This is a genomic window from Rhodococcus sp. ARC_M5 (assembly GCF_022810405.1).
GTDB lineage: Bacteria > Actinomycetota > Actinomycetes > Mycobacteriales > Mycobacteriaceae > Rhodococcoides > Rhodococcoides navarretei.
This window is the reverse complement of sequence record NZ_JALGQE010000012.1, coordinates 47,802-68,653: the sequence shown is the minus strand read 5'-3', so window position 1 is coordinate 68,653 and position 20,852 is coordinate 47,802. Positions and strand designations below refer to the sequence as shown.

Here is a 20,852-nt window from a genome sequence, read left to right as displayed (position 1 = left end):
CGTCATGAGCGAACGGACATTCGGCCTGCGTACCAGAGCAATTCACGCCGGAGCGAGGCCAGATCCTTCCACCGGTTCGCGTGCGGTGCCGATCTACCAGACGGCGAGCTACGTGTTCGAGAATTCCGCGGACGCAGGCGATCTGTTCGCTCTGCAGAAGTACGGCAATGTCTACAGTCGTATCGGTAACCCCACCGTCGCCGCCTTCGAGGAGCGCATTGCGAGCCTCGAAGGCGGCATCGGAGCGGTTGCGTTCGCCAGTGGGTTGGCGGCCGAGTTCGCAGTGTTCGCTGCGCTTGCCGGCACCGGAGACCACATCGTCGCCGCGGCCGGGCTGTACGGCGGCACGGTGACCCAGCTGGACGTGACGCTGCGCCGCTTCGGCGTCGAAACCACGTTCGTTCCCGGTACCGATCCGTCGGATTACGCAGCAGCGGTGACGGATTCGACCAAGCTGATCTACGCCGAGGTCATCGGTAACCCGTCGGGGGAGATCGCCGACATAGACGGTCTCGCCGCCGTCGCCCACGATCACGGAATTCCGCTGGTGATCGACGCGACGATGGCGACGCCGTGGCTCAGCCGGCCTATCGAATTCGGTGCCGACATCGTGATTCACTCGGCGACGAAGTTTCTCGGCGGGCACGGTTCGACGCTCGGGGGAGTGGTGGTCGAGTCCGGTCGATTCGACTGGGGCTCAGGCAAATTCCCGCAGATGACAGAACCGGTGGCCTCCTACGGCGGGCTGTCGTGGTGGGGAAACTTCGGGGAGTACGGCTTTCTGACCAAACTGCGCAGTGAGCAACTGCGCGACATCGGGGGCGCGTTGGCACCGCAATCGGCGTTCACCTTGATCCAGGGGGTGGAAACGTTGCCGCAGCGTATGGACGCGCATGTCGGCAATGCCCGAGTGGTCGCCGAATGGCTCGAAGCAGATTCCCGGATCGAGTACGTGAGATGGGCTGGGCTGGAGGGGCATCCGCATCACGACCGCGCAGCGAAGTACCTCCCCGCCGGCCCTGGTGCGGTATTCGCTTTCGGAATCGACGGTGGCCGCGAGGCCGGTCAGGCGTTCGTCGAGAGCGTTCAGGTCGCCAGCCATGTGGCCAATATCGGTGACGTGCGCACGCTGGTGATCCACCCTGGCAGCACGACGCATCGACAATTGACCGACGAGCAGCTGCGCGGAGCAGGTGTCGGTCCCGAGTTGATACGCATCAGCGTCGGACTCGAAGATGCCGAGGACATTCTGTGGGACCTGGATCAGGCCCTGACACTGGCAACAGGAAAGGCGCGGTCATGAGCGAACGCACCTGGCAGGGCCCGTCCGCGCCGCAGCGGCAACGCATCCTGAGTGAGACGAAGACCGTCGCGATCGTCGGTGCGTCCAAGAATCCCTCGCGGGCAAGCTACTTCGTCAACCGGTATCTGTCGTCGACGAGCAACTACGAGATATTTCTCGTGAATCCGACGGTTGCCGACATCGAGGGCACGCCCGTGTACCCGACGCTCGCCGATCTCCCGAAGCGACCGGACATGGTGGACGTGTTCCGCAAGTACGACGACTTGCCCGACGTTCTGTCCGAAGCGATTGCAGCGCAGGCGAAGACGATCTGGCTTCAGCTCGGGTTGTGGCACGAGCAGGTGGCACGCGACGCCGAGGCAGCGGGACTGAACGTTGTCCTGGATCGGTGCCTCAAGATCGAACACGCCCGATTCCACGGAGGACTGCATCTGGCCGGATTCGATACGGGAGTGATCGATTCGCGTCGTACGCGCGGTTAGCGGTTCAGGCCTTCAGCAGGCGACCGCTGATCTTCGCGGCCAGTGAACGTGGGGCCAAACGCACACCGCCGGCGCTGATCTTGTTGGACAGGCCGGATACGACGCTGGCGGGGGTGCGGCGAGAATCCAACGCGCGCATAGCCGTCGAGACCACCTGCTCGGAGGTCTGGTAGTTACCCACCGCGGCGTCGCCGGTTCCGACGACGTCGAAGAACTCGGTGCGGGTGGGGCCGGGGGAGAGCGCGAGAATCTTCAGCGACGAGGTACGGTGCTCGAAGGCCAGCGCTTCGGTGAAGTTGAGGACGAAGGCCTTCGTGGCACCGTAGACGGCCATGTTGGGGGTGGGTTGGTACGCAGCAGTACTCGCGATGTTGATCAACGCGCCGGTGAGGTTCGGCAGAAATGCGTGCGTCAGGTCGACCAAGGCGCTCACGTTCAGTGCGATCTCGGCGGCGATGCGCGCAGGATCCTCGTCGGTGAACTTTCCGTGCGTCCCGAAGCCTGCATTGTTGACGAGGGTTGTGGGGGTGATTCCCTTGTCCACCAGCGTGGTTCGCAGGGCTGCGCCGACACCGGGCGCGCCCAGGTCCATGACCACGACGGTGGCCGTCACGCCGTGCTCGGTTTCGATGCGCCGCGCCAGGGTGTTCAACCGATCGGCGCGTCGTGCCACGAGGACGACGTTCTCGCCGCGTGCGGCGAAGCGGGTGGCAAATTCCTCGCCGAGGCCCGAGCTTGCTCCGGTGATGAGCGCTGTGGAAGTCATGGCAGCCAATGTAGGCAGTGTCAGCATTGTTGTCAACGCCAACATCGCCTAGGGTGAATGCATGGCAACGCAGCGCTACCACCACGGCGACCTGCGCGCGGTGTTGCTCGGCGAGGCCGAACGGAGCATCGCGCACGGCGGAGTCGAGGCGTTGTCGCTTCGGCAGCTGGCCAGAGATGTCGGCGTCAGTCACGGTGCCCCGGCGCGCCACTTCCGCGACAAGCAAGCGCTCTTGGATGCGCTGGCGCTGCACGGTTTCGAGGAACTGAACCGCCGGATGGTCACAGCGGCAACGGGGCCCGGTGAGCTGATGGCTCGGTTCCGTGGAGTTGCCCGCGCCTACGTGGGATTCGCCGTCGAACACCCGGAGCTGCTGGACGTCATGTACAGCACCAAGCATCATCCCGACGCCAGTGAGAAGCTGAAAATTGTTGCGCACGAGAGTATGACCGCTACCGAGGCATTGCTCGGCGAAGCCATAGCAGCCGGTGTGATCACCGAGGCTCCACCGGAGATCCTTGCGCGAGTGGCATTCGCGAGCGTGCACGGACTCGCGATGCTGGCCACCGGCGACCTGCTCGACGGCGTCCCGACCGAGGATCTGCTCGACGCCACCGTCGACACACTGCTGCGCGGGTTCACCTAGGTTGTGTGTCCTGAATGTGAGTGCGGTGGTGCCTGAGAACGTTCCTGGTGTCGAAATTGTAGATCGTTTCGCGCGGGACGTCGCCCTCACTGGATGAAGTCGCGCGACCGAACCCCTGTCCCCGCAGATCGATATTCACTGCGAGCGGACGTAGTCGGTGCACGGCCGATGGAGCATCGCGCAGTTCTTCGTCCAAGGAATCAGCGTCGATGAAAAGCACTGCCCAGAACTATCACGATGATCTAGTATCTTGATTATCGAGATATTTGGGAGGTTCAGTGAGTCGGTTCAGGGATAGCTCCGCAGCTGACGGATTCTTTACGGCCTACGAACGCGTGCTGTCGAAGTGGCCGCTGCCCATCGACACCATCGACGTCGAATCCGGCTACGGCACAACTCGAGTCAACGCCGTAGGCCCCCTCGATGGAACTCCGGTGGTGCTACTGCCCGGCGGCGGAGCAACCTCGACCGTCTGGTTCGCCAATGTCGCCGCCCTGGCCCTGGGCTACCGGGTCTTCGCAATCGACCCGATGGGTGAGCCCGGACGAAGCATTGTCGGTCAGAAACCGATCCGCACTGTCGATGACCTGATGTGCTGGTTCGATCAGGTTCTCGAAACCCTCGAGGTCACGCGGACTTCGATGGTCGGACATGGGTACGGGGCGATGATGGCGCTCGCGTACGCACTGCACCGGCCAGAGCGCGTCCGCGCTCTCGTCCTGCTGGATCCCCCTTCGTGTTTCGCTGGCATGCGCCTCGCGTACCTGCTGCACGCGGTGCCACTTCTGGTGCGACCGACTCGCCAACGTATGCGTTCTCTGATCCGGTGGGAAACGCAGAAGGCTCCGCTCGACGCCGACTGGCTCGATCTCACAGAGCGAGGCACCGACTTCCCGTCGGCGAAACCAGTGGTTCCGCGCCGCCCCAAAGGAAATCGATGGGCGACGCTGGCCGCGGACGTCACCGTCGTCTTTGCCGGTGACAGTAAGGTGCACAACAGTTCTCGTGTTGCCGACGCTGTCGAGACGGTTCTCCCGAACGCACACACCGTCATCCTGGCCGGCAGCAGCCATCACATGTTGCCGATGCTGCCGGCCGGGGAACTCGATGCCGTGCTGCTGAGTGCCCTGGGCTGAAACCTGTCGTCTGATTGCCGCGAGCTGAAATCCGAAGCGGCAATGGACCGCTAGGTTGAACGGCATGACCGAATACGACCTGCAACGCTTCGTCGACGCTCAGGATCCCGTCTGGACTGTGGTGACGCGGGAGCTGAAAGCGGGACGGAAACAGACGCACTGGATGTGGTTCGTGTTCCCGCAGTTGGCCGGTTTGGGGCGCAGCGCGACTGCTCAGCACTTCGGCATCGCGGATCTGACCGAGGCGGAACTGTACCTCTCGCACGAAGTGCTTGGGCCGCGCCTGAAGAAGGCGGCACGGCTGGTGGTGGCTGTCGAAGGGCGCACGGTCGAAGAGATCTTCGGCTATCCCGACAACCTGAAGCTGCATTCGTCGATGACGCTGTTCGCCGAAGCTACCGAGGGTCCGTCCGTATTCGGCGAAGTGTTGCAGAAGTACTTCGCCGGTGAATTCGATGGCCCGACACTCGACTTGCTCGACGAGCGATACCGCTAGCATCGCACCCATGACCACTCCACTCGCCGGATCCATTGCCTTCGTCCACGCCAGCTGGCACCTGGACATCGTCGATCGCGCGCGAGTGGGATTCGCCGTCGAGCTGAAGGAGCTCGGTCGGGGCGAGACGCCCATCGACGTGTTCGAGGTGCCCGGGGCATTCGAGATCCCGCTGCACGCACAGCGGCTCGCCAAGACCGGAAAGTACTCGGCGATCGTTGCCGCCGCGCTGGTGGTGGACGGCGGAATCTATCGACACGACTTCGTCGAAACGGCGGTCATCGACGGCCTGATGCGAGTGCAGCTGGACACCGACGTGCCGGTGTTCTCGGTGGTGCTGACGCCACACCACTTCCACGAACACGCTGACCACAAGGCCTTCTTCACCGCGCACCTGGAGACGAAGGGTGCCGAGGCGGCGCGGGCGGTTGTCAAGACTCTTGCTTCGCTGGGAACCATCGGCTGACGCGTCGGGGTGCGGGTGATCGAAGTTCGACGTCGCGCCTTATGTCGTCGGCTCGGCGTTACTCGCGACAGTGCTTCTAGCGCTGGGAGGTCTACGACGTCGGTCGTTATCACACCCTACCGACAGGTTCTGGATAGCCAATAGTTAAGCAGGACAACAGTTTTCGATTCAATCATGCTTGCCAGTCGAACGCACGTTCGATACACTTGCGTCCATGACCACGGAGATCTGGCAACTGAGCGAGAGTGAACTGCTCGCCGACGCCGCTACGGTCTCCCATGAGATTCAGTTGTTGGAGGCCCGGCGGATCGCTCTCGTCGCAGAGATCGACACCCGCGTCTCCCGTGAGAAACTGGGATTCCCCGGACCCGCCGGCTGGCTGACGTCCACTACCCTGCTGTCACCGTCCAAGGCCACCAAGATCGTCGCCCTCGCCCGCGGTATGGCTGCGTTTCCCGATATCGCCGACGCCGTGAACACCGGCGTGATGTCCGTCGATCACGCCGCGCTGATCCTCACCTTCGCCGAAACCCCACCGAAGGACCTCCCGGAAGAGGGCCGCGTCATGGCCCGCACCGCGATGATCGCCGCCGCCACCGGGCCCGAAGCACGCACCGGCCGGATCCGCGCAGCGATCACCAAACTCGAGGACGAGTTCGGCGGCAAGACACCACCACCGGAGAACACCGACCGCAACGAACTGTTCGCGTCGACAACCCTGAACGGACGTCTGGTGGCGAAGATGGATGTCGACGCTGTCACCGGAGAAAAACTCCTCACCGCACTCTCACCCCTGACCGAACCCCGACCCGCCGCAGACGGCACCCCAGACGACCGCACCCCCGCCAAACGGCGCGCCGACGCCTTCGGGCACATCCTCGACCAATACCTCGCCTCGAGCAGCCGGCCCATCGAAGGCGGCGAACGCCCCCACCTGAACCTGCACATCAACCTGCGCGACCTCACCGACCTCCGCGACAGCGCCGACACCGCCGACGACATCGAAGATGACATTGCCGACGACGAAACCGCACGCGCAGCAACCGAATCCGACACCGTCGATCCGGTCGACATCAACACCGGACACCCCATCCACCCCGATGCTGAAGAAACGTCGGATGACGACACAGACAGTAGCTGCGGAAGCGACGCTGCCCCGGATCGCGGCGCTTACAGGGACCTGTTCGGCGACGGCACGTCAGTCGGCTGGCTCCCCTTGATGGGACCACTCTCCCGCAACACCTCCCGCCAACTCGCCTGCGACTGCGTTCTCACCGCCATCGTCCTGGACGAACACGGCAACCCACTCAACCTCGCCCGCACCGCCCGCACCGTCACCGCAAAACAACGAAAAGCCCTCACCGCCCGCGATCACGGCTGCGCCTTCCCCGGCTGCGGAAAACCCGCCGCCTGGACCGAAGGACATCACATCTGGCACTGGGCCGACGGCGGCCCCACCGACATGAACAACCTGGTCCTACTGTGCGGATTCCACCACCGACTCATGCACCACTCCGACTGGGAAGTGTTCATCGGCACCGACAACCACCCATGGTTCGTACCACCCGCCACCGTCGACCCTTACCGACAACCCAGACAATCCCACGCCCGAGCCGGACCCCACATCGCCTGACCCCCAAGAAAAGCTCCAGCCCCGCACCGAGAACACGGTGCGGGGCTGGAAGAGGTTGTTCAACAGAATGATTCGAGTGAATCGGACTCTCAGTCGTTGGCGTGCAATGCCGCGTTCAGTTCGACGCCGGTGCCCTTCCACGGCACCACCTCGACAGCACCCGACAGCGAGTTGCGACGGAACAGCAGGTTGGACTTGCCGGACAGTGTCGCCGCCTTCACCACAGTTCCATCCGGACCACTGACCTTCGTTCCGGCGGTGATGTACAGCCCCGCCTCGACGACGCAGTCGTCACCGAGCGAAATGCCGAGCCCGGAGTTCGCGCCCAGCAAGCAGCTCTTTCCGACGGAGATGACGTTCTTGCCGCCACCGGAGAGCGTGCCCATGATCGACGCACCGCCGCCGACGTCGGAACCGTCGCCCACCACGACGCCCGCCGAGATGCGGCCCTCCACCATCGAGTTGCCGAGCGTGCCGGCATTGAAGTTGACGAAGCCCTCGTGCATGACCGTCGTTCCACTGGCCAGATGAGCACCGAGACGAACGCGGTCGGCGTCGGCGATACGAACGCCGGTGGGAACGACGTAGTCGACCAGACGCGGGAACTTGTCGACTCCGTACACGGTCACCGGACCGCGGACGCGCAGCTTCGCGCGCACCGTTTCGAAGCCGTCGACCGCCGCGGGGCCGAAGTTGGTCCATACGACATTGGCGAGGAGGCCGAACACTCCGTCGAGGTTCTGCCCATGCGGCTGAACCAGCCGGTGCGAGAGCAGATGCAGTCGCAGATATGCATCGTGCGCGTCGATCGGGGCGTCGTCGAGCGAGGCGATGCTGGTGCGCACTGCGACTACCTCGACGCCGCGCGCCTCGTCCGGTCCGACGAGAGCGGCCAGCTCCTCGGGGACATCCGAACCCTCGAGTCGGGTGGTGCCGGCCTCGAAGCCCGACCCGAGCTCAGGGCTCGGAAACCAGGTGTCCAGAACGACACCCGACGTCGTGATGTTGGCAATTCCTACTGCTGATGCTCCCTGTGCGCTCACGGCAGGAAGAATACGCGGTGGGTTTCGCGCGCGGGTTCACCCGTCATCGCGGGTACTCGGACTGTTTCCGGATTCCGATCCTGATGCCGCGTCGGTTCGTTACCGATTCGACTGCCGAGTGTGATCGCATCGGGATGCCGGTGGACGGGTAGGGGGCGGGGGAGCTGACAGAGTTTCACCGGTGATCACCCGTACCGGCTCGCGCAGCCGAGGAGCCGCAGCAGTGATGATGGACGGCGTCTCCTTCACCGGATTGGTGACGACGCTGGCCGCGACGATCATCCTCGGAGTCGCTTTCGGTTTGGTTGTCGCCGAGGCGTGGTAGACATGCCCATCGGCTGACAGGGGGTCGCCGTAGGCGGGGGATGTCATGAGTTCGAGCAGGTCAATAGCCATGCGTTCGATAATTTCGGTGATCGCTGCATCACTTCTGACGGTGACCGGCGTGGTTGCCGGTTCCGGTGCCGCAGCTGCCGCACCCAACTGCGTCGGAGTCGGCGGGAAGTCGGCAGTGGTCGCAAGAATTCCGGGGGCTGCACTGGAGGGCCTTGCCGTTGACGCGTCGGGTCGCGCCTACGTCACCGACATCGTGTCCGGCCGGGTGTACCGCATCGACGCGCCGGGCCGGCCCGCGTACCCCATCGCCAAGGTCCCCAGCGGCGGCGGCGGAGCTCTGGCATGGATGCCCGACGGCACCCTGCTGGTCGGCTACGGAGCCGACCCTCGCGTCTTCGTCGGCGACGTCGTCAAGTCCGCGGGGATCGTTCGACTCGACGTCGACACCCTTGCCGTCACTCCCTTCGCGAAGGGTCTCAGTGCGGCGAACGGACTTGCCGTCGCCGCCGACGGAACGGTGTACGCCACCAACGACTTCGGCTCGCTCATCGGCCGGATCGGCCCCGACGGCGCGGTCGACCCAGCATGGGCGCGCTTCCCCAGCGCCAACGGCGCAGTGCTCGACGCCGCCGATCGGTACCTGTACGTCTCGCGAACGTTCGTGAACCCAGGGGTCAGCCGAATTCCGATCGCCAACCCCTCGGCACCGGAAAGCGTGCTCGACCTGTCGGGTCTCGACAGCTTCGCGGCCCCGGACGGGCTGACCCTCGACGATGCCGGACGCCCGGTGGTGCCGCTCAACGCAGGCGGCTCCGTCATCCGCATCGATGCGCCGGGGGCGACGTGTGTCATCGGCACCGGTACACGGTTGACCAGCGTCGTAACGTACGGACGCTCCGACCAGGGATTCTCGAGCGGAAGATTGTTCGGTGCCGGCTTCGACGGCGTGGTCCGCGAGATTCCGGGATCCACGGCCTAGAGTTTTCTCCCGTGACGCTCGAACTGCATGCCGACCCGATAGACCTCACCGCGGCACTGGTGGACATCCCCAGTGTCAGTGAGGACGAATCGCGCATCGCCGACGAGGTGGAGCAGGCGCTCCGCGAGCAGACCACGGGCTTCGAGATCATCCGCAGCGGCAACGCAGTTCTGGCCCGAACCAATCGAGGACTCGGGTCGCGGGTGATGCTCGCCGGGCATCTCGACACGGTTCCCATCGCGGACAACGTGCCGTCGAGGCGTGAGCACGACAGCGCCGAGGGCGACATCCTGCACGGGTGCGGAACCGTCGACATGAAGTCGGGCGACGCGGTGTTCCTGCACCTCGCCGCGACGATCGACAATCCTGCGCACGATCTGACTCTGGTGTTCTACGACTGCGAGGAGATCGCCGCCGCTCGCAACGGACTGGGCCGCATCGAACGCGAACTTCCCGACTGGCTCGCTGCCGACGTCGCGATCCTCGGCGAACCGTCCGGCGGGTTCATCGAGGCCGGGTGCCAAGGGACGCTGCGGGTTCGACTGACGGCGTCGGGAACACGGGCGCACAGTGCTCGTTCCTGGCTGGGAGACAATGCAATTCACAAGTTCGGTGCGGTCCTGAACCGACTCGCGGCGTATCGCGCACGCACCGTCGATATCGACGGCTGCGTGTATCGGGAAGGGCTGCAAGCAGTCCGGATCTCCGGTGGGGTCGCGGGCAACGTCGTCCCCGATGCGGCCGAACTCGATGTCAATTTTCGCTTCGCGCCTGACCGCAACGTCGACGACGCCGTCGAACACGTTCGTGAGGTGGTCGAGGGACTGGATCTCGGCTTCGAGGTCACCGACTCGTCGCCCGGAGCGCTTCCCGGTTTGAACCGACCCGCAGCAGCCGCTCTCATCGAGGCCGCGGGCGGACAGTTCCGGGCCAAGTTCGGCTGGACGGATGTCTCCCGGTTCTCGGCGCTCGGGATCCCGGCGGTCAACTACGGACCCGGCGACCCCAATCTTGCCCACAAGCGCGACGAACGCGTACCCGTCGAGCAGATCACTCACGTCACACAGGTTCTCCGGAGCTATCTCTCTGCCGGATAGCCTGAACGCCATGAACAGCGACCAGGGGCCAGATAGTTTCGAGGAATTCGGCAGTTCCGACGGCCACAGCACCGAGAAGTCGGCCAAGCACAAGGGATCCGTCGTACTGCGTCGTGGCCGGAACACCGAGACGTCCACCTCGGATCAACGACTGCTCGACGAGCGAGGACCAGGGAACTGGATTCACTCCGACACCTGGCGCGTACTGCGTATACAGAGCGAATTCGTCGAGGGATTCGGTGCGCTCGCCGAGGTCCCGAAGGCCGTGACGGTGTTCGGTTCGGCGCGCACCCCCGTCGACCATCCCGAGTACGCCCGAGCCCGGCAGCTCGGAGCCGCGCTCGCGAAGGAGGGCTTCGCCGTCATCACCGGCGGCGGACCCGGCGTGATGGAAGGGGCCAACCGAGGCGCGAGCGAGGCCGACGGGTACTCGATCGGCCTCGGGATCGAGCTACCGTTCGAGCAGGGCCTCAACGAGTGGGTCGATCTGGGCGTCAACTTCAGATATTTCTTCGTCCGCAAGACCATGTTCGTGAAGTACTCGCAGGCATTCGTGTGCCTACCCGGTGGCTTCGGTACCCTCGACGAACTCTTCGAGGCGCTGACCCTGGTGCAAACAGCGAAGGTCACCAGGTTCCCGATCGTGTTGTTGGGCAAGGACTTCTGGTCAGGACTGCTCGACTGGATAAAGACGACTCTCGTGAAAGAAGGCAAGGTGTCCGAGAAGGACCTCGAACTGATCCACTGCACCGACAGCGTCGACGAGGCTGTCCGGATCGTCCGCGAGGCCCAGCAGTGAGCGATCGCGGCACGACCGAAGGCTTGCTCAGTGTCTGCGTCTACTGCGCGTCGGGTCCCGTCGACGCCTCGTTCATCGACCTGGCCGGCGAGGTCGGCACCGAGATCGGTCGACGAGGCTGGCAGCTGGTCTCGGGCGGCGGCAACGTCTCGATGATGGGCGCGGTCGCGGCGGCGACGCGAGCAGCGGGCGGCAACACGGTCGGCGTGATTCCGAAAGCGCTCGTGCACCGCGAGGTCGCCGATGTCGACGCCGACGAGCTGATCGTCACCGACACCATGCGTGAGCGGAAGAAGATCATGGAGGACCGCGCCGACGCGTTCATCACCTTGCCGGGTGGGATCGGGACGTTGGAGGAACTGTTCGAGACATGGACTGCGGGCTACCTGGGCATGCACAGCAAGCCGATGGTGATGCTCGACCCATTCGGACATTTCGACGGCATGATGCAGTGGATAGACGGATTGCGTGAGACGGGATTCGTGCAGCAGCGCGCCCTGGACGCCCTGGTCAGGACCACGACTGTCGCAGCAGCTCTGGACGCCTGCGCAACGTTGTGACAGGTCACCAAGCTCGGCCACGGAGTGAGGTGCTCAAAGTTGTTACTCTCAAGTAGGGTAAGGAATCTCACATCGTCTTCAAAGGGGAGTTCATGGCTGTCGATGCCCGTCAGAAAATCGGAGTGACCGACCTCGCGGTCGCGTTGCCGAAAATGGTGACGGAGGTGCCTAGTCTGCTCAAGGGCCTGGCGGGATTCACCCGCAAGCCCGACCACAAAGCGTCGATCGGTCAGATCTTCCAGGACGCCGCCGCGAAGAGCAGCGACCGTCCGTTCGTGCGGTTCGAGGGCGAGTCGATCACCTACCGGGACGCGAACGAGCTCGTCAACCAGTACGCGGCAGTGTTCGCCGACAACGGAGTGGAGCGCGGCGACGTCGTCGGCATCCTCAGCAAGAACCGTCCGGAGGCGCTGTTCGCCGCGCTCGCCGCCGTCAAGCTCGGTGCCACCGCGGGCATGCTGAACTACAACCAGCGCGGCGACGTGCTCGAGCACAGCCTCGGGATTCTCGACGCCAAGGTTCTCGTACTGGACGAGAACACGCAGGAAGCCCTCGATTCGCTGGACGCCGAGCCGAAGGTGGGAGCGGTTCTGCCACTGAAGAAGCTGGCCGAACTCGCGGCGACGGCGTCCACGGCCAACCCGAAGGTGACCGCGGAGATCCAGGCCAAGGAGAAGGCGTTCTACATCTTCACCTCGGGCACCACCGGCATGCCGAAGGCCAGCCTGATGAGCCATTTCCGCTGGCTCAAGTCGATGTCCGGGCTCGGCAACATGGGCGTCCGGCTGCGCAGTAACGACGTCATCTACTGCTGCCTGCCGCTGTACCACAACAACGCACTGACGGTGACGCTGTCCTCGGTGCTCGCAGGCGGCGCGACCATGGCCATCGGCAAGCAGTTCTCGGTCAGTAATTTCTGGGACGACGTCCGCGTCAACAAGGCCACCGCGTTCACGTACATCGGTGAACTGTGCCGTTACCTGCTGACGCAGCCGGAAAAGCCCTCCGACCGTGACAATTCGGTCAAGCTGATCGTCGGCAACGGACTGCGCCCGGAGATCTGGGAGGAGTTCACCGAGCGGTTCGGCATTTCCCGCGTCGCCGAGTTCTACGGTGCCAGCGAGTGCAACATCGCGTTCATCAACGCCCTCAACATGAAGAAGACCGCTGGTATCTGCCCACTGCCCTACGCCGTCGTCCAGTACGACGAGGAATCCGGCAAGGCCAAGCGCGGTCACGACGGCAAGCTGCGCAAGGTCGGCAACGGCGAGGTGGGACTGCTGCTGTCCAAGATCACCGACCGGGCACCGTTCGACGGCTACTCCGACGACAAGGCCACCGAGAAGAAGATGGTGCGCGACGGATTCAAGGACGGCGACGCGTGGTTCGACACCGGCGACCTGGTCCGCAAGCAGGGCTGGATGCACGTCGCGTTCGTCGACCGCCTCGGTGACACCTTCCGCTGGAAGGGTGAGAACGTGGCCACCACGCAGGTCGAGGGTGCCCTCGGTGGGCACTCGTCGGTCGACGGTGCCGTCGTGTACGGCGTCGACATCGACGGAACCGACGGCAAGGCAGGCATGGCTGCGGTGACTCTCCGCGAGGGCGAGGCCTTCGACGGCAAGTCCGTGGCCGAGCACCTCTACGACAAGCTGCCGACGTACGCGGTGCCGCTCTTCGTCAGGGTCGTCGACACCCTCGAGCAGACGTCGACGTTCAAGAGCCAGAAGGTGGCCCTGCGCAAGCTCGGCTACGAGGAAGACAGCGACAGCGATCTGTACGTGCTGCGCGGTAAGTCCGGTGGCTACGAGAAGGCGTACGACGGCTACGTCGACGAGGTCGCCGCAGGTAAGGCACCCAAGGGCTAGGCCCGTGCCACTATTGATTTCATGAGCACCCTCTGCGGCAAACCGGTCGCCGACGATCGCGCATTGGTCATGGCGATCGTCAATCGCACCCCCGATTCGTTCTACGACGGGGGTGCGAACTTCACCGACGACGCGGCGATGGCTTCGGTTCACCGGGCTGTCGCAGAGGGTGCCGACATGGTCGACATCGGCGGAGTGAAGGCCGGTCCCGGCGACGTCGTCGATGCCGAGGAAGAGATTCGCCGTGTCGTTCCGTTCGTCGAGGCGATTCGGGACGCCTACCCGGAGCTGCTGATCAGTGTGGACACCTGGCGCAGCGAGGTCGCTCGCCTGGCCTGCGGCGTCGGGGCGGATCTGATCAACGACACGTGGGCCGGGGCCGACCCCGAACTGGTGCGCGTCGCTGCCGCCGAGGGCGTCGGCATCGTCTGCTCGCACACCGGCGGAGCGGTACCTCGCACGCGCCCGTTTCGGGTTCGGTACGCCGATGTGGTGGCCGACGTCATCGCCGAAGTCACCGCCGCCGCCGAGAACGCAGTCGCGGAGGGGGTGAAAAAGGATTCGATTCTCATCGATCCGACACACGATTTCGGGAAAAACACCTATCACGGGCTCGAGTTGTTGCGTCGCGTGGACGATCTTGTAAACACCGGGTGGCCTGTGCTCATGGCGCTGAGCAACAAGGACTTCGTAGGCGAGACTCTAGGGGTAGAACTCGCCGACCGGTTGGAGGGAACATTGGCAGCGACAGCATTGGCCGCAGCAGGCGGAGCCCGAATGTTCCGGGTGCACGAGGTGGCGTCGACCAGAAGAGTCGTCGACATGGTGGCAGCGATCCAGGGGCTGAGAACCCCGGCGCGGACGGTCAGGGGTCTGGCATGACACTCGCGGATCGAACGGACGTGACCCGGGCGTGGTCCGAGACCAACAGCTGGGACACCCCGCAATGGACCATCGCCGAGCTCGAAGCCGCGAAGGCGGGCCGCACGGTCTCGGTGGTACTACCGGCACTCAACGAGGAACAGACTGTTGCTGCCGTAATCGATACGATCCACCCGCTGCTCGGTGGCCTCGTCGACGAGCTGATCGTGCTCGACTCCGGTTCCACGGACGAGACAGCTGTGCGGGCGACGGCGGCCGGCGCGCGGGTCATCAGCCGTGAAGAAGCTGTACCCGGCGTCGACCCGGTACCGGGCAAGGGCGAAGTGCTGTGGCGATCCGTCGCCGCGTCGACCGGTGACCTCATCGCGTTCGTCGATTCCGACCTGATCAACCCCGATCCGGCCTTCGTGCCCAAGTTGCTGGGCCCACTGCTGATGGGCGACGGTATCCATCTGGTCAAGGGCTACTATCGCCGTCCGCTGCGGACCAGTGGAACCGAGGACGCCAACGGCGGTGGACGTGTCACCGAGCTCGTGGCCAGGCCGCTGCTCGCTGCGCTGCGACCGGAGTTGACCGGTGTCATTCAGCCCCTCGGCGGCGAGTACGCCGGTACCCGCGAGCTTCTGTCCGCGGTGCCGTTCGCACCCGGCTACGGAGTGGAGATTGGGCTGCTGCTCGATACCTACGACAGGCTCGGGCTGCGGGCGATAGGCCAGGTCAATCTGGGTGTACGCAAGCACCGCAATCGCCCGCTGGTCGAACTCGGGGCAATGAGCAGACAGATCGTCGGGACCATGCTCAATCGGTGCGGGATGGTCGACTCCGGGGCCGGTCTGATGCAGTTCCGCGTCGACGGTGACTCGTTCGAGCCGTTCTCGACCGAGGTGTCGCTGCAGGACCGACCGGCGATGAACTCGCTGACCTAGCGTGTCGGACGGTCTGACAAGATCGTGGCATGTTGACGCTGCTGATCTACGTCGTCGTCATCGCCGTCGTCGCCGCTGCACTGTTCTTCGTGGCATCGGTGGTGTTCGGTCGCGGTGAGGAACTGGGCCCGTTGCCCGAGGGAACCACCGCGACCGTGCTCCCCGCCGAGGGCGTCACCGGAGCCGACGTGAACTCGCTGAAGTTCCAGCAGACCCTGCGGGGATACAAGCCCAGCGAGGTCGATTGGGCGCTCGAGCGACTCGGCGGCGAAATAGACATGCTGCGGTCGCGACTGTCCGCGGCACAGCAGTCGCAGGACACCATCACCCCGTCCCCGGTCGAGGCAGGACCGGACGAGCGGTGAGCGCGGTCGCCGGACCGGACGGTCGTCTGCGCTGCCCCTGGGGTGCCACCGACGACGACGTGTATCGCAACTATCACGACGTCGAATGGGGGCAGCCGCTGCACGGCCGCAACGAGCTTTACGAGCGGCTCTGTCTCGAAGCGTTCCAGTCGGGCCTGTCGTGGATCACGATCCTGCGCAAGCGTGACAGTTTCCGCACCGCCTTCGCCGGTTTCGATCCGGAGCTGGTGGCCCGGTTCGGCGAGGCCGATGTCGAACGACTGATGAACGACGCGTCCATCGTGCGCAATCGGCTCAAGATCGACGCAGCGGTGAGCAACGCGCGCGCCATCGTCGATCTCGAGGACACGGACCTCGACTCCTTGCTGTGGTCTTTCGCGCCCCAACCCAGGTCGGCTCGCCTGACGGAGTTCTCCGATGTGCCCGGCTCGACCCCGGAATCGACGGCTCTGGCCAAGGAACTGAAGCGGCGGGGCCTGCGGTTCGTAGGTCCGACAACCGCCTACGCCTTGATGCAGGCCACCGGAATGGTCGACGATCACCTGTCGGGGTGCTGGGTGCAGGTCGCGAATACCGACTCCGTTTCCCGGTATCGACGGCGATAGGGAAGAATAGGTGTCAACACCCGTCGCCCCGCGACGAATTTATCTTTTAGGCCTAGGCGCCGAGCTGGTGGGCGCAGATCTGGAGGGAGCAGAGGATGGCGGCGATGAAGCCCCGGACCGGGGACGGTCCCCTCGAAGCAACCAAAGAGGGACGAGGAATCGTCATGCGTGTCCCGCTCGAGGGGGGCGGCCGTTTGGTCGTCGAATTGACCCCTGACGAGGCCGCGGCACTCGGTGACGAATTGAAGGGTGTCACCGGCTGATAGCTCTGTCGATCGATCATCGCTCAGCCCCGCTCGCCGCCACGGCAAGCGGGGCTTTGTGTTGTCTCGACGAGTGTGGGTGCTTTCGATGTGAGAGGGGTGTTCGGTGCTGACCGACGTCGTCGACGCGTTGGTGTGCCCGCAGTGTCGAGCACGCGAGCTCGACTCGGGGCTCGGTGTGGGCGACACCGATCGAACGCTGTGGTGCGATCGAGGGCATTCGTTCGATGTCGCCCGGCAGGGCTACGTCAGTTTGCTCACCGGCGACGGTGGCAAGTTCAGCGGCGACTCGGCCGAGATGATCGCGGCGCGTGAGGTGTTCCTGGGGGAGGGGCATTTCGATCCGATCGCGGCAGCGGTCTCGGCGGGTGTCCCGGAGGGCAGTGACGTCGTGCTCGACGTCGGGGTCGGCACCGGTCACTACCTCGCGGCTGTGCTCGACGCCCACGCCGATGCGCGGGGGATAGGCGTCGACGTGTCGAAGTTCGCGGCCAGGCGTGCCGCACGGTCCCATCCGCGGCTGGGGTCCGTGGTCGCGGACATCTGGAGTGGCCTACCTGTGCGGTCGGGCGCACTGTCCGCGGTGACGTGCGTGTTCGCGCCGCGCAACGCCGGTGAACTGAATCGAGTCCTCGTCGACGACGGCGTGTTGGTGATCGTCACACCCACGTCGCGACACCAGCGTGAGTTGCGTGGACCGCTGGGTCTCATCGGCGTCGAGGAAGACAAGACACGTCGCCTCGGCGAATCGCTGTCCGGTCTGTTCGAGCCGGTGGCCGAATCCCCGCTCGAGTACTCGATGATGCTCTCGCGCAACGACATCGACGCGCTGATCGGCATGGGGCCGTCGGCGCGGCACGGCGACCCCGTTGCTCGGGCAGCTGCGCTGGCGCAGTTTCCCGACACCACCGAGGTCACCGCGTCGGTGACGGTGTCGATCTATCGAGCGACGAATCAGCCGCGCCGCGCCAGCGCGTCGTTGTAGACGGCGAGAGTCTGCTTCGCGATCGATGCCCAGGAGAATTCGGCGACCGCTCGCTCGCGGCCGGCCTTGCCCATCGCTTCCGCGAGTGCGGGGTCGAGGGCTACCTCGTTGACGGTGTCCGCCAGGTTCCGCTCGAAGGCATCGGGTTCGTAGGAGTTGTAATGCACCAGGCGACCGGTGCGGCCCTCGTCGACGACCTCGGGGATGCCGCCGACATCCGACGCCACGACCGCGGTTTCGCAGGCCATCGCCTCGAGATTGACGATGCCGAGTGGCTCGTACACCGATGGGCAGACGAACACAGCTGCGGCAGAGAGAATCTCGCGAATCTTGTCGGTGGGCAGCATGTCCTTGACCCAGAACACGCCGCTGCGCTGCTGGGCCAGCAACGCCACCGCTCGCTCGGTTTCCGCGGCGATCTCCGGAGTGTCGGGTGCGCCCGCGCACAGTACGAGCTGGATCGACGGATCGAAGTGGTGGGCGGCAGCAATCAGGTGACCCACACCCTTCTGCCGGGTGATGCGGCCGACGAACGCGACGATCGGCTTGTTCGGATCCACCCCGATCTCGTCCAGAGTCGCAGTGCCGTGATCTGCGAACCACCGCTCGGTGTCGATCCCGTTGCGCACCACGTGGACTCGACTCGGGTCGAGGCGCGGATAGGCGTCGAGCACGTCTTTTGCCATGCCCTCGCTGACGGCGATGACGGCGTCGGCGTACTCCACTGCATTCTTTTCCGACCACGACGAGATGCGGTAGCCGCCGCCGAGTTGCTCGGCCTTCCACGGCCGTCGCGGTTCGAGCGAGTGCGCGGTGAGGATGTGCGGAACTCCGTACAGTTCTGCCGCGAGGTGGCCGGCGAGGCCGGTGTACCAGGTGTGCGAATGCACCACGTCCGCACCCGCTGCCGCGTTGGCCATCCGCAGCTCGGCCGACAGCGTTGTCAAGGCAGCGTTGGCACCGGCGAGTGCAGGATCGGGGTCGTGCACCTGTGCGGTGTCGCGCGGGGCTCCCATGCAGTGGATGTCGACGTCGCACAGCGACTTCAGCTGCGCGGTCAACTCCGTGACATGAACTCCTGCGCCACCGTAGATCTCCGGCGGGTATTCCTTGGTCATCATCGCTACTCGCACGTGAACGAACCTACATTCCCCGGCAGTTGTGCGTGTACTGGTAGCAAGGTTCTCTCGGTGCGGATAGGTTGAGTGGGTGAGGACACAACCGCACGTACTAGGGATTGTGCTTGCCGGCGGAGAGGGTAAGCGCCTTTACCCGATGACCGCGGACCGAGCCAAGCCAGCCGTTCCCTTCGGGGGCGCCTACCGACTCATCGACTTCGTGCTGAGCAATCTCGTCAACGCCGGTTACCTCCGGCTCTGCGTGCTCACCCAGTACAAGTCCCATTCACTGGATCGCCACATCTCGCAGACGTGGCGACTGTCCGGATTCGCCGGGGAGTACATCACTCCGGTCCCGGCACAGCAACGTCTCGGGCCTCGGTGGTACACCGGCAGCGCCGATGCCATCTTCCAGTCGCTGAACCTGGTGTACGACGAGGACCCCGAGTACATCGTGGTCTTCGGAGCCGACCACGTGTACCGGATGGATCCGGAGCAGATGGTGCAGCAGCACATCGACTCCGGTGCGGGCGTCACCGTGGCCGGGATCCGCGTTCCGCGCAGCGAGGCATTTGCGTTCGGCTGCATCGACTCCGACTCCGACGGCAAGATCACCCAATTTCTCGAGAAGCCGGCTCAACCGCCCGGCACCCCCGACGACCCCGACGTCACGTACGCGTCGATGGGCAACTACGTGTTCACCACCAAGGTTCTCGTCGACGCCATCAAGGCCGATTCCGAGAACGTCGACTCCGACCACGACATGGGCGGTGACATCATTCCGGCACTCGTCGAGGCCGGCGTCGCCTCGGTGTACGACTTCAACGACAACGTCGTTCCCGGTGCCACCGAACGCGACCGCGGCTACTGGCGAGACGTGGGCACCATCGACGCCTTCTACGACGCCCACATGGATCTGGTGTCGGTGCACCCCATCTTCAACCTCTACAACCGCCGCTGGCCCATTCGTGGATCGGCCGAGAACCTGCCGCCCGCCAAGTTCGTCCAGGGCGGCTTGGCTCAGGAATCGGTGGTCGGTGCCGGCTGCATCCTGTCGGCTGCCACCGTCCGCAACTCGGTACTCAGCTCCAACGTCATGATCGACAGTGGCGCGACCGTCGAGGGCAGCGTCCTGATGCCCGGCGTCCGGATCGGCAAGGGTGCCGTCGTTCGGCATGCGATTCTCGACAAGAACGTCGTCGTCGGTGACGGCGAGATCGTCGGCGTCGACCACGAACGCGATCGCGAGCGCTTCAACGTCAGCGCCGGGGGAGTCGTCTCCGTCGGCAAGGGCGTCTGGATCTGAGTGCCTGCGGCAGTGGTGCGGTCAGGTGCCGTAGAGGGCACATAACCGCACCACTGCCGTAGGCACCTACGCTCTGGACGCGCAGATCAACCCGTCACCCAGAGGCAGTAGTACCGTCGTCAGGCGCTCGTCCTCGGCGATGGCCCTGGCTGCGGATCGAACGGCCACTGCGGTCGCGTCGCGCTGAGTCGGGTCGGCCACGCGTCCACCCAGTAACGCGTTGTGCAGCACCAGAACTCCGCCGGGGCGCAGGAGTCGAACACTCTCGGCGACGAAGTGCGGATGGTCGGCAGGGCTGGCATCGATGAACACCAAGTCGTAGGTGTCATCGGCCAGTCGGGGGAGCACGTCGAGGGCCCAGCCGTTGATCAGCCGGGTACGCGAAGGCGCAATTCCACCCGCGCGGAACGCCTCTCGGGCCGCGCGCTGATGCTCCGGCTCGGTGTCGATGGTGGTGAGAACGCCGTCCGCGCGCATCCCGTCGAGCAACCACAGACCGCTGATCCCTGCGCCGGTGCCGATTTCGACGACCGTCTTCGCACCGAGCATCTGGGTGAAGATGGACAGAATTGCGCCGACCGACGGTGGAACCGGGGCGGCACCGAGGTCGACGGCTCGCTCTCTGGCTGCGATGAGAACCTCGTCCTCCTGAGCGGAGTCTTCGGCGTAGGCGAGCATCTTCTCGGCGTTGGTCGGCACGACCCGAGGCTATCGTGCCCCGGGCACAATCTCACGCACACATTCTCAGGTGCGCCTCAGGTGATTCATACCGGACCCACACGCGGGTCCGTC

24 protein-coding genes are annotated in these 20,852 nt (G+C 64.8%); 20 read left to right on the top strand and 4 right to left on the bottom strand.

Annotation, left to right across the window (positions count from 1 at the left end):
• Nucleotides 1-4 precede the first annotated feature (4 nt).
• Nucleotides 5-1,303 (top strand): O-acetylhomoserine aminocarboxypropyltransferase/cysteine synthase family protein, encoded by a 1,299-nt coding sequence (locus tag MTX34_RS18250; RefSeq protein WP_243596829.1) that lies wholly within the window; start codon nucleotides 5-7, stop codon nucleotides 1,301-1,303.
• Complete coding sequence (locus tag MTX34_RS18245; protein ID WP_243596830.1) at nucleotides 1,300-1,785, top strand: CoA-binding protein; 486 nt, start codon at nucleotides 1,300-1,302, stop codon at nucleotides 1,783-1,785. The genes MTX34_RS18250 and MTX34_RS18245 overlap by 4 nt, the downstream gene beginning before the upstream one ends.
• A gap of 4 nt (nucleotides 1,786-1,789) precedes the next feature.
• Here the strand turns inward: MTX34_RS18245 and MTX34_RS18240 are convergent, their stop codons facing one another.
• Entirely contained in the window at nucleotides 1,790-2,551 is a 762-nt protein-coding gene (locus MTX34_RS18240; protein ID WP_243596831.1) for an SDR family oxidoreductase, read from the bottom strand.
• A 61-nt stretch (nucleotides 2,552-2,612) separates the two neighbouring features.
• Between MTX34_RS18240 and MTX34_RS18235 the strand changes: the two genes are divergently transcribed.
• The 5 genes from MTX34_RS18235 (at nucleotide 2,613) to MTX34_RS18215 (ending at nucleotide 6,928) form a co-directional block, all read left to right on the top strand.
• Entirely contained in the window at nucleotides 2,613-3,197 is a 585-nt protein-coding gene (locus MTX34_RS18235) for a TetR/AcrR family transcriptional regulator (RefSeq protein ID WP_243596832.1), read from the top strand.
• A 335-nt stretch (nucleotides 3,198-3,532) separates the two neighbouring features.
• A complete protein-coding gene (locus tag MTX34_RS18230) occupies nucleotides 3,533-4,333 on the top strand; it encodes an alpha/beta fold hydrolase (protein WP_243596833.1) in 801 nt (266 codons plus the stop codon).
• Between the two features lie 64 nt (nucleotides 4,334-4,397).
• Nucleotides 4,398-4,829, top strand: coding sequence for a DUF1810 domain-containing protein (locus MTX34_RS18225; RefSeq protein ID WP_243596834.1), 432 nt, complete (start codon nucleotides 4,398-4,400; stop codon nucleotides 4,827-4,829).
• 10 nt (nucleotides 4,830-4,839) lie between these two features.
• Nucleotides 4,840-5,295 carry a 6,7-dimethyl-8-ribityllumazine synthase gene (locus tag MTX34_RS18220; RefSeq protein WP_243596835.1) on the top strand — a complete coding sequence of 152 codons (456 nt, stop codon included), beginning with the start codon at nucleotides 4,840-4,842 and terminating at the stop codon, nucleotides 5,293-5,295.
• A gap of 214 nt (nucleotides 5,296-5,509) precedes the next feature.
• The gene (locus MTX34_RS18215; protein ID WP_243596836.1) at nucleotides 5,510-6,928 is read left to right on the top strand and encodes an HNH endonuclease signature motif containing protein; all 1,419 of its coding nucleotides are present in this window, start codon (nucleotides 5,510-5,512) and stop codon (nucleotides 6,926-6,928) included.
• Between the two features lie 89 nt (nucleotides 6,929-7,017).
• Here MTX34_RS18215 and dapD read toward each other — a convergent pair whose 3' ends face one another.
• Nucleotides 7,018-7,971, bottom strand: coding sequence for a 2,3,4,5-tetrahydropyridine-2,6-dicarboxylate N-succinyltransferase (gene dapD / locus MTX34_RS18210; protein ID WP_243596837.1), 954 nt, complete (start codon nucleotides 7,969-7,971; stop codon nucleotides 7,018-7,020).
• A gap of 181 nt (nucleotides 7,972-8,152) precedes the next feature.
• On the opposite strand from dapD, the gene MTX34_RS18205 reads away from it, so the two are divergent.
• From MTX34_RS18205 to MTX34_RS18150, 12 genes are all read left to right on the top strand, one after another.
• Complete coding sequence (locus MTX34_RS18205; RefSeq protein WP_243596838.1) at nucleotides 8,153-8,296, top strand: hypothetical protein; 144 nt, start codon at nucleotides 8,153-8,155, stop codon at nucleotides 8,294-8,296.
• Between the two features lie 69 nt (nucleotides 8,297-8,365).
• A complete protein-coding gene (locus MTX34_RS18200; RefSeq protein WP_243610306.1) occupies nucleotides 8,366-9,286 on the top strand; it encodes an SMP-30/gluconolactonase/LRE family protein in 921 nt (306 codons plus the stop codon).
• Between the two features lie 11 nt (nucleotides 9,287-9,297).
• Complete coding sequence (dapE, locus tag MTX34_RS18195) at nucleotides 9,298-10,383, top strand: succinyl-diaminopimelate desuccinylase (RefSeq protein ID WP_243610305.1); 1,086 nt, start codon at nucleotides 9,298-9,300, stop codon at nucleotides 10,381-10,383.
• A gap of 10 nt (nucleotides 10,384-10,393) precedes the next feature.
• The gene (locus MTX34_RS18190; protein WP_243610304.1) at nucleotides 10,394-11,182 is read left to right on the top strand and encodes a TIGR00730 family Rossman fold protein; all 789 of its coding nucleotides are present in this window, start codon (nucleotides 10,394-10,396) and stop codon (nucleotides 11,180-11,182) included.
• Nucleotides 11,179-11,742 carry a TIGR00730 family Rossman fold protein gene (locus tag MTX34_RS18185; protein ID WP_243596842.1) on the top strand — a complete coding sequence of 188 codons (564 nt, stop codon included), beginning with the start codon at nucleotides 11,179-11,181 and terminating at the stop codon, nucleotides 11,740-11,742. The genes MTX34_RS18190 and MTX34_RS18185 overlap by 4 nt, the downstream gene beginning before the upstream one ends.
• A 92-nt stretch (nucleotides 11,743-11,834) precedes the next feature.
• Nucleotides 11,835-13,610, top strand: a complete 1,776-nt coding sequence (locus MTX34_RS18180) for a long-chain-acyl-CoA synthetase (RefSeq protein WP_243610303.1) — start codon at nucleotides 11,835-11,837, stop codon at nucleotides 13,608-13,610.
• Between the two features lie 21 nt (nucleotides 13,611-13,631).
• The gene (gene folP, locus MTX34_RS18175; RefSeq protein WP_243610302.1) at nucleotides 13,632-14,492 is read left to right on the top strand and encodes a dihydropteroate synthase; all 861 of its coding nucleotides are present in this window, start codon (nucleotides 13,632-13,634) and stop codon (nucleotides 14,490-14,492) included.
• On the top strand, nucleotides 14,489-15,418 hold the full coding sequence (locus tag MTX34_RS18170; RefSeq protein ID WP_243596845.1) for a glucosyl-3-phosphoglycerate synthase: 930 nt from the start codon (nucleotides 14,489-14,491) through the stop codon (nucleotides 15,416-15,418). The genes folP and MTX34_RS18170 overlap by 4 nt, the downstream gene beginning before the upstream one ends.
• A 29-nt stretch (nucleotides 15,419-15,447) precedes the next feature.
• The gene (locus tag MTX34_RS18165; protein ID WP_243596846.1) at nucleotides 15,448-15,783 is read left to right on the top strand and encodes a DivIVA domain-containing protein; all 336 of its coding nucleotides are present in this window, start codon (nucleotides 15,448-15,450) and stop codon (nucleotides 15,781-15,783) included.
• Nucleotides 15,780-16,388 carry a DNA-3-methyladenine glycosylase I gene (locus MTX34_RS18160; protein WP_374639957.1) on the top strand — a complete coding sequence of 203 codons (609 nt, stop codon included), beginning with the start codon at nucleotides 15,780-15,782 and terminating at the stop codon, nucleotides 16,386-16,388. The genes MTX34_RS18165 and MTX34_RS18160 overlap by 4 nt, the downstream gene beginning before the upstream one ends.
• Before the next feature lie 95 nt (nucleotides 16,389-16,483).
• Nucleotides 16,484-16,651: a DUF3117 domain-containing protein gene (locus tag MTX34_RS18155; RefSeq protein WP_008714277.1), complete on the top strand. Its 168-nt coding sequence runs from the start codon at nucleotides 16,484-16,486 to the stop codon at nucleotides 16,649-16,651.
• Nucleotides 16,652-16,757: 106 nt separating this feature from the next.
• Nucleotides 16,758-17,636, top strand: a complete 879-nt coding sequence (locus tag MTX34_RS18150) for a methyltransferase domain-containing protein (RefSeq protein ID WP_243610301.1) — start codon at nucleotides 16,758-16,760, stop codon at nucleotides 17,634-17,636.
• Here the strand turns inward: MTX34_RS18150 and glgA are convergent.
• A complete protein-coding gene (glgA, locus tag MTX34_RS18145) occupies nucleotides 17,606-18,769 on the bottom strand; it encodes a glycogen synthase (RefSeq protein WP_243596848.1) in 1,164 nt (387 codons plus the stop codon). The two genes, MTX34_RS18150 and glgA, sit on opposite strands and share 31 nt — an antisense overlap.
• Nucleotides 18,770-18,845: 76 nt before the next feature.
• Between glgA and glgC the strand changes: the two genes are divergently transcribed.
• Complete coding sequence (glgC, locus tag MTX34_RS18140; protein WP_243596849.1) at nucleotides 18,846-20,060, top strand: glucose-1-phosphate adenylyltransferase; 1,215 nt, start codon at nucleotides 18,846-18,848, stop codon at nucleotides 20,058-20,060.
• Between the two features lie 66 nt (nucleotides 20,061-20,126).
• Here the strand turns inward: glgC and MTX34_RS18135 are convergent, their stop codons facing one another.
• Nucleotides 20,127-20,738: an O-methyltransferase gene (locus tag MTX34_RS18135; RefSeq protein WP_032365496.1), complete on the bottom strand. Its 612-nt coding sequence runs from the start codon at nucleotides 20,736-20,738 to the stop codon at nucleotides 20,127-20,129.
• Nucleotides 20,739-20,852 lie beyond the last annotated feature (114 nt).

Bases quoted from the DNA above. Each gene is read 5' to 3' on its own strand.
- MTX34_RS18250 (WP_243596829.1), top strand. From the start codon at position 5: ATGAGCGAACGGACATTCGGCCTGCGTACCAGAGCAATTCACGCCGGA.
- MTX34_RS18245 (WP_243596830.1), top strand. From the start codon at position 1,300: ATGAGCGAACGCACCTGGCAGGGCCCGTCCGCGCCGCAGCGGCAACGC.
- MTX34_RS18240 (WP_243596831.1), bottom strand. From the start codon at position 2,551: ATGACTTCCACAGCGCTCATCACCGGAGCAAGCTCGGGCCTCGGCGAG.
- MTX34_RS18235 (WP_243596832.1), top strand. From the start codon at position 2,613: ATGGCAACGCAGCGCTACCACCACGGCGACCTGCGCGCGGTGTTGCTC.
- MTX34_RS18225 (WP_243596834.1), top strand. From the start codon at position 4,398: ATGACCGAATACGACCTGCAACGCTTCGTCGACGCTCAGGATCCCGTC.
- MTX34_RS18220 (WP_243596835.1), top strand. From the start codon at position 4,840: ATGACCACTCCACTCGCCGGATCCATTGCCTTCGTCCACGCCAGCTGG.
- MTX34_RS18215 (WP_243596836.1), top strand. From the start codon at position 5,510: ATGACCACGGAGATCTGGCAACTGAGCGAGAGTGAACTGCTCGCCGAC.
- MTX34_RS18200 (WP_243610306.1), top strand. From the start codon at position 8,366: ATGCGTTCGATAATTTCGGTGATCGCTGCATCACTTCTGACGGTGACC.
- MTX34_RS18190 (WP_243610304.1), top strand. From the start codon at position 10,394: ATGAACAGCGACCAGGGGCCAGATAGTTTCGAGGAATTCGGCAGTTCC.
- MTX34_RS18180 (WP_243610303.1), top strand. From the start codon at position 11,835: ATGGCTGTCGATGCCCGTCAGAAAATCGGAGTGACCGACCTCGCGGTC.
- folP (WP_243610302.1), top strand. From the start codon at position 13,632: ATGAGCACCCTCTGCGGCAAACCGGTCGCCGACGATCGCGCATTGGTC.
- MTX34_RS18170 (WP_243596845.1), top strand. From the start codon at position 14,489: ATGACACTCGCGGATCGAACGGACGTGACCCGGGCGTGGTCCGAGACC.
- MTX34_RS18165 (WP_243596846.1), top strand. From the start codon at position 15,448: ATGTTGACGCTGCTGATCTACGTCGTCGTCATCGCCGTCGTCGCCGCT.
- MTX34_RS18155 (WP_008714277.1), top strand. From the start codon at position 16,484: ATGGCGGCGATGAAGCCCCGGACCGGGGACGGTCCCCTCGAAGCAACC.
- MTX34_RS18135 (WP_032365496.1), bottom strand. From the start codon at position 20,738: ATGCTCGCCTACGCCGAAGACTCCGCTCAGGAGGACGAGGTTCTCATC.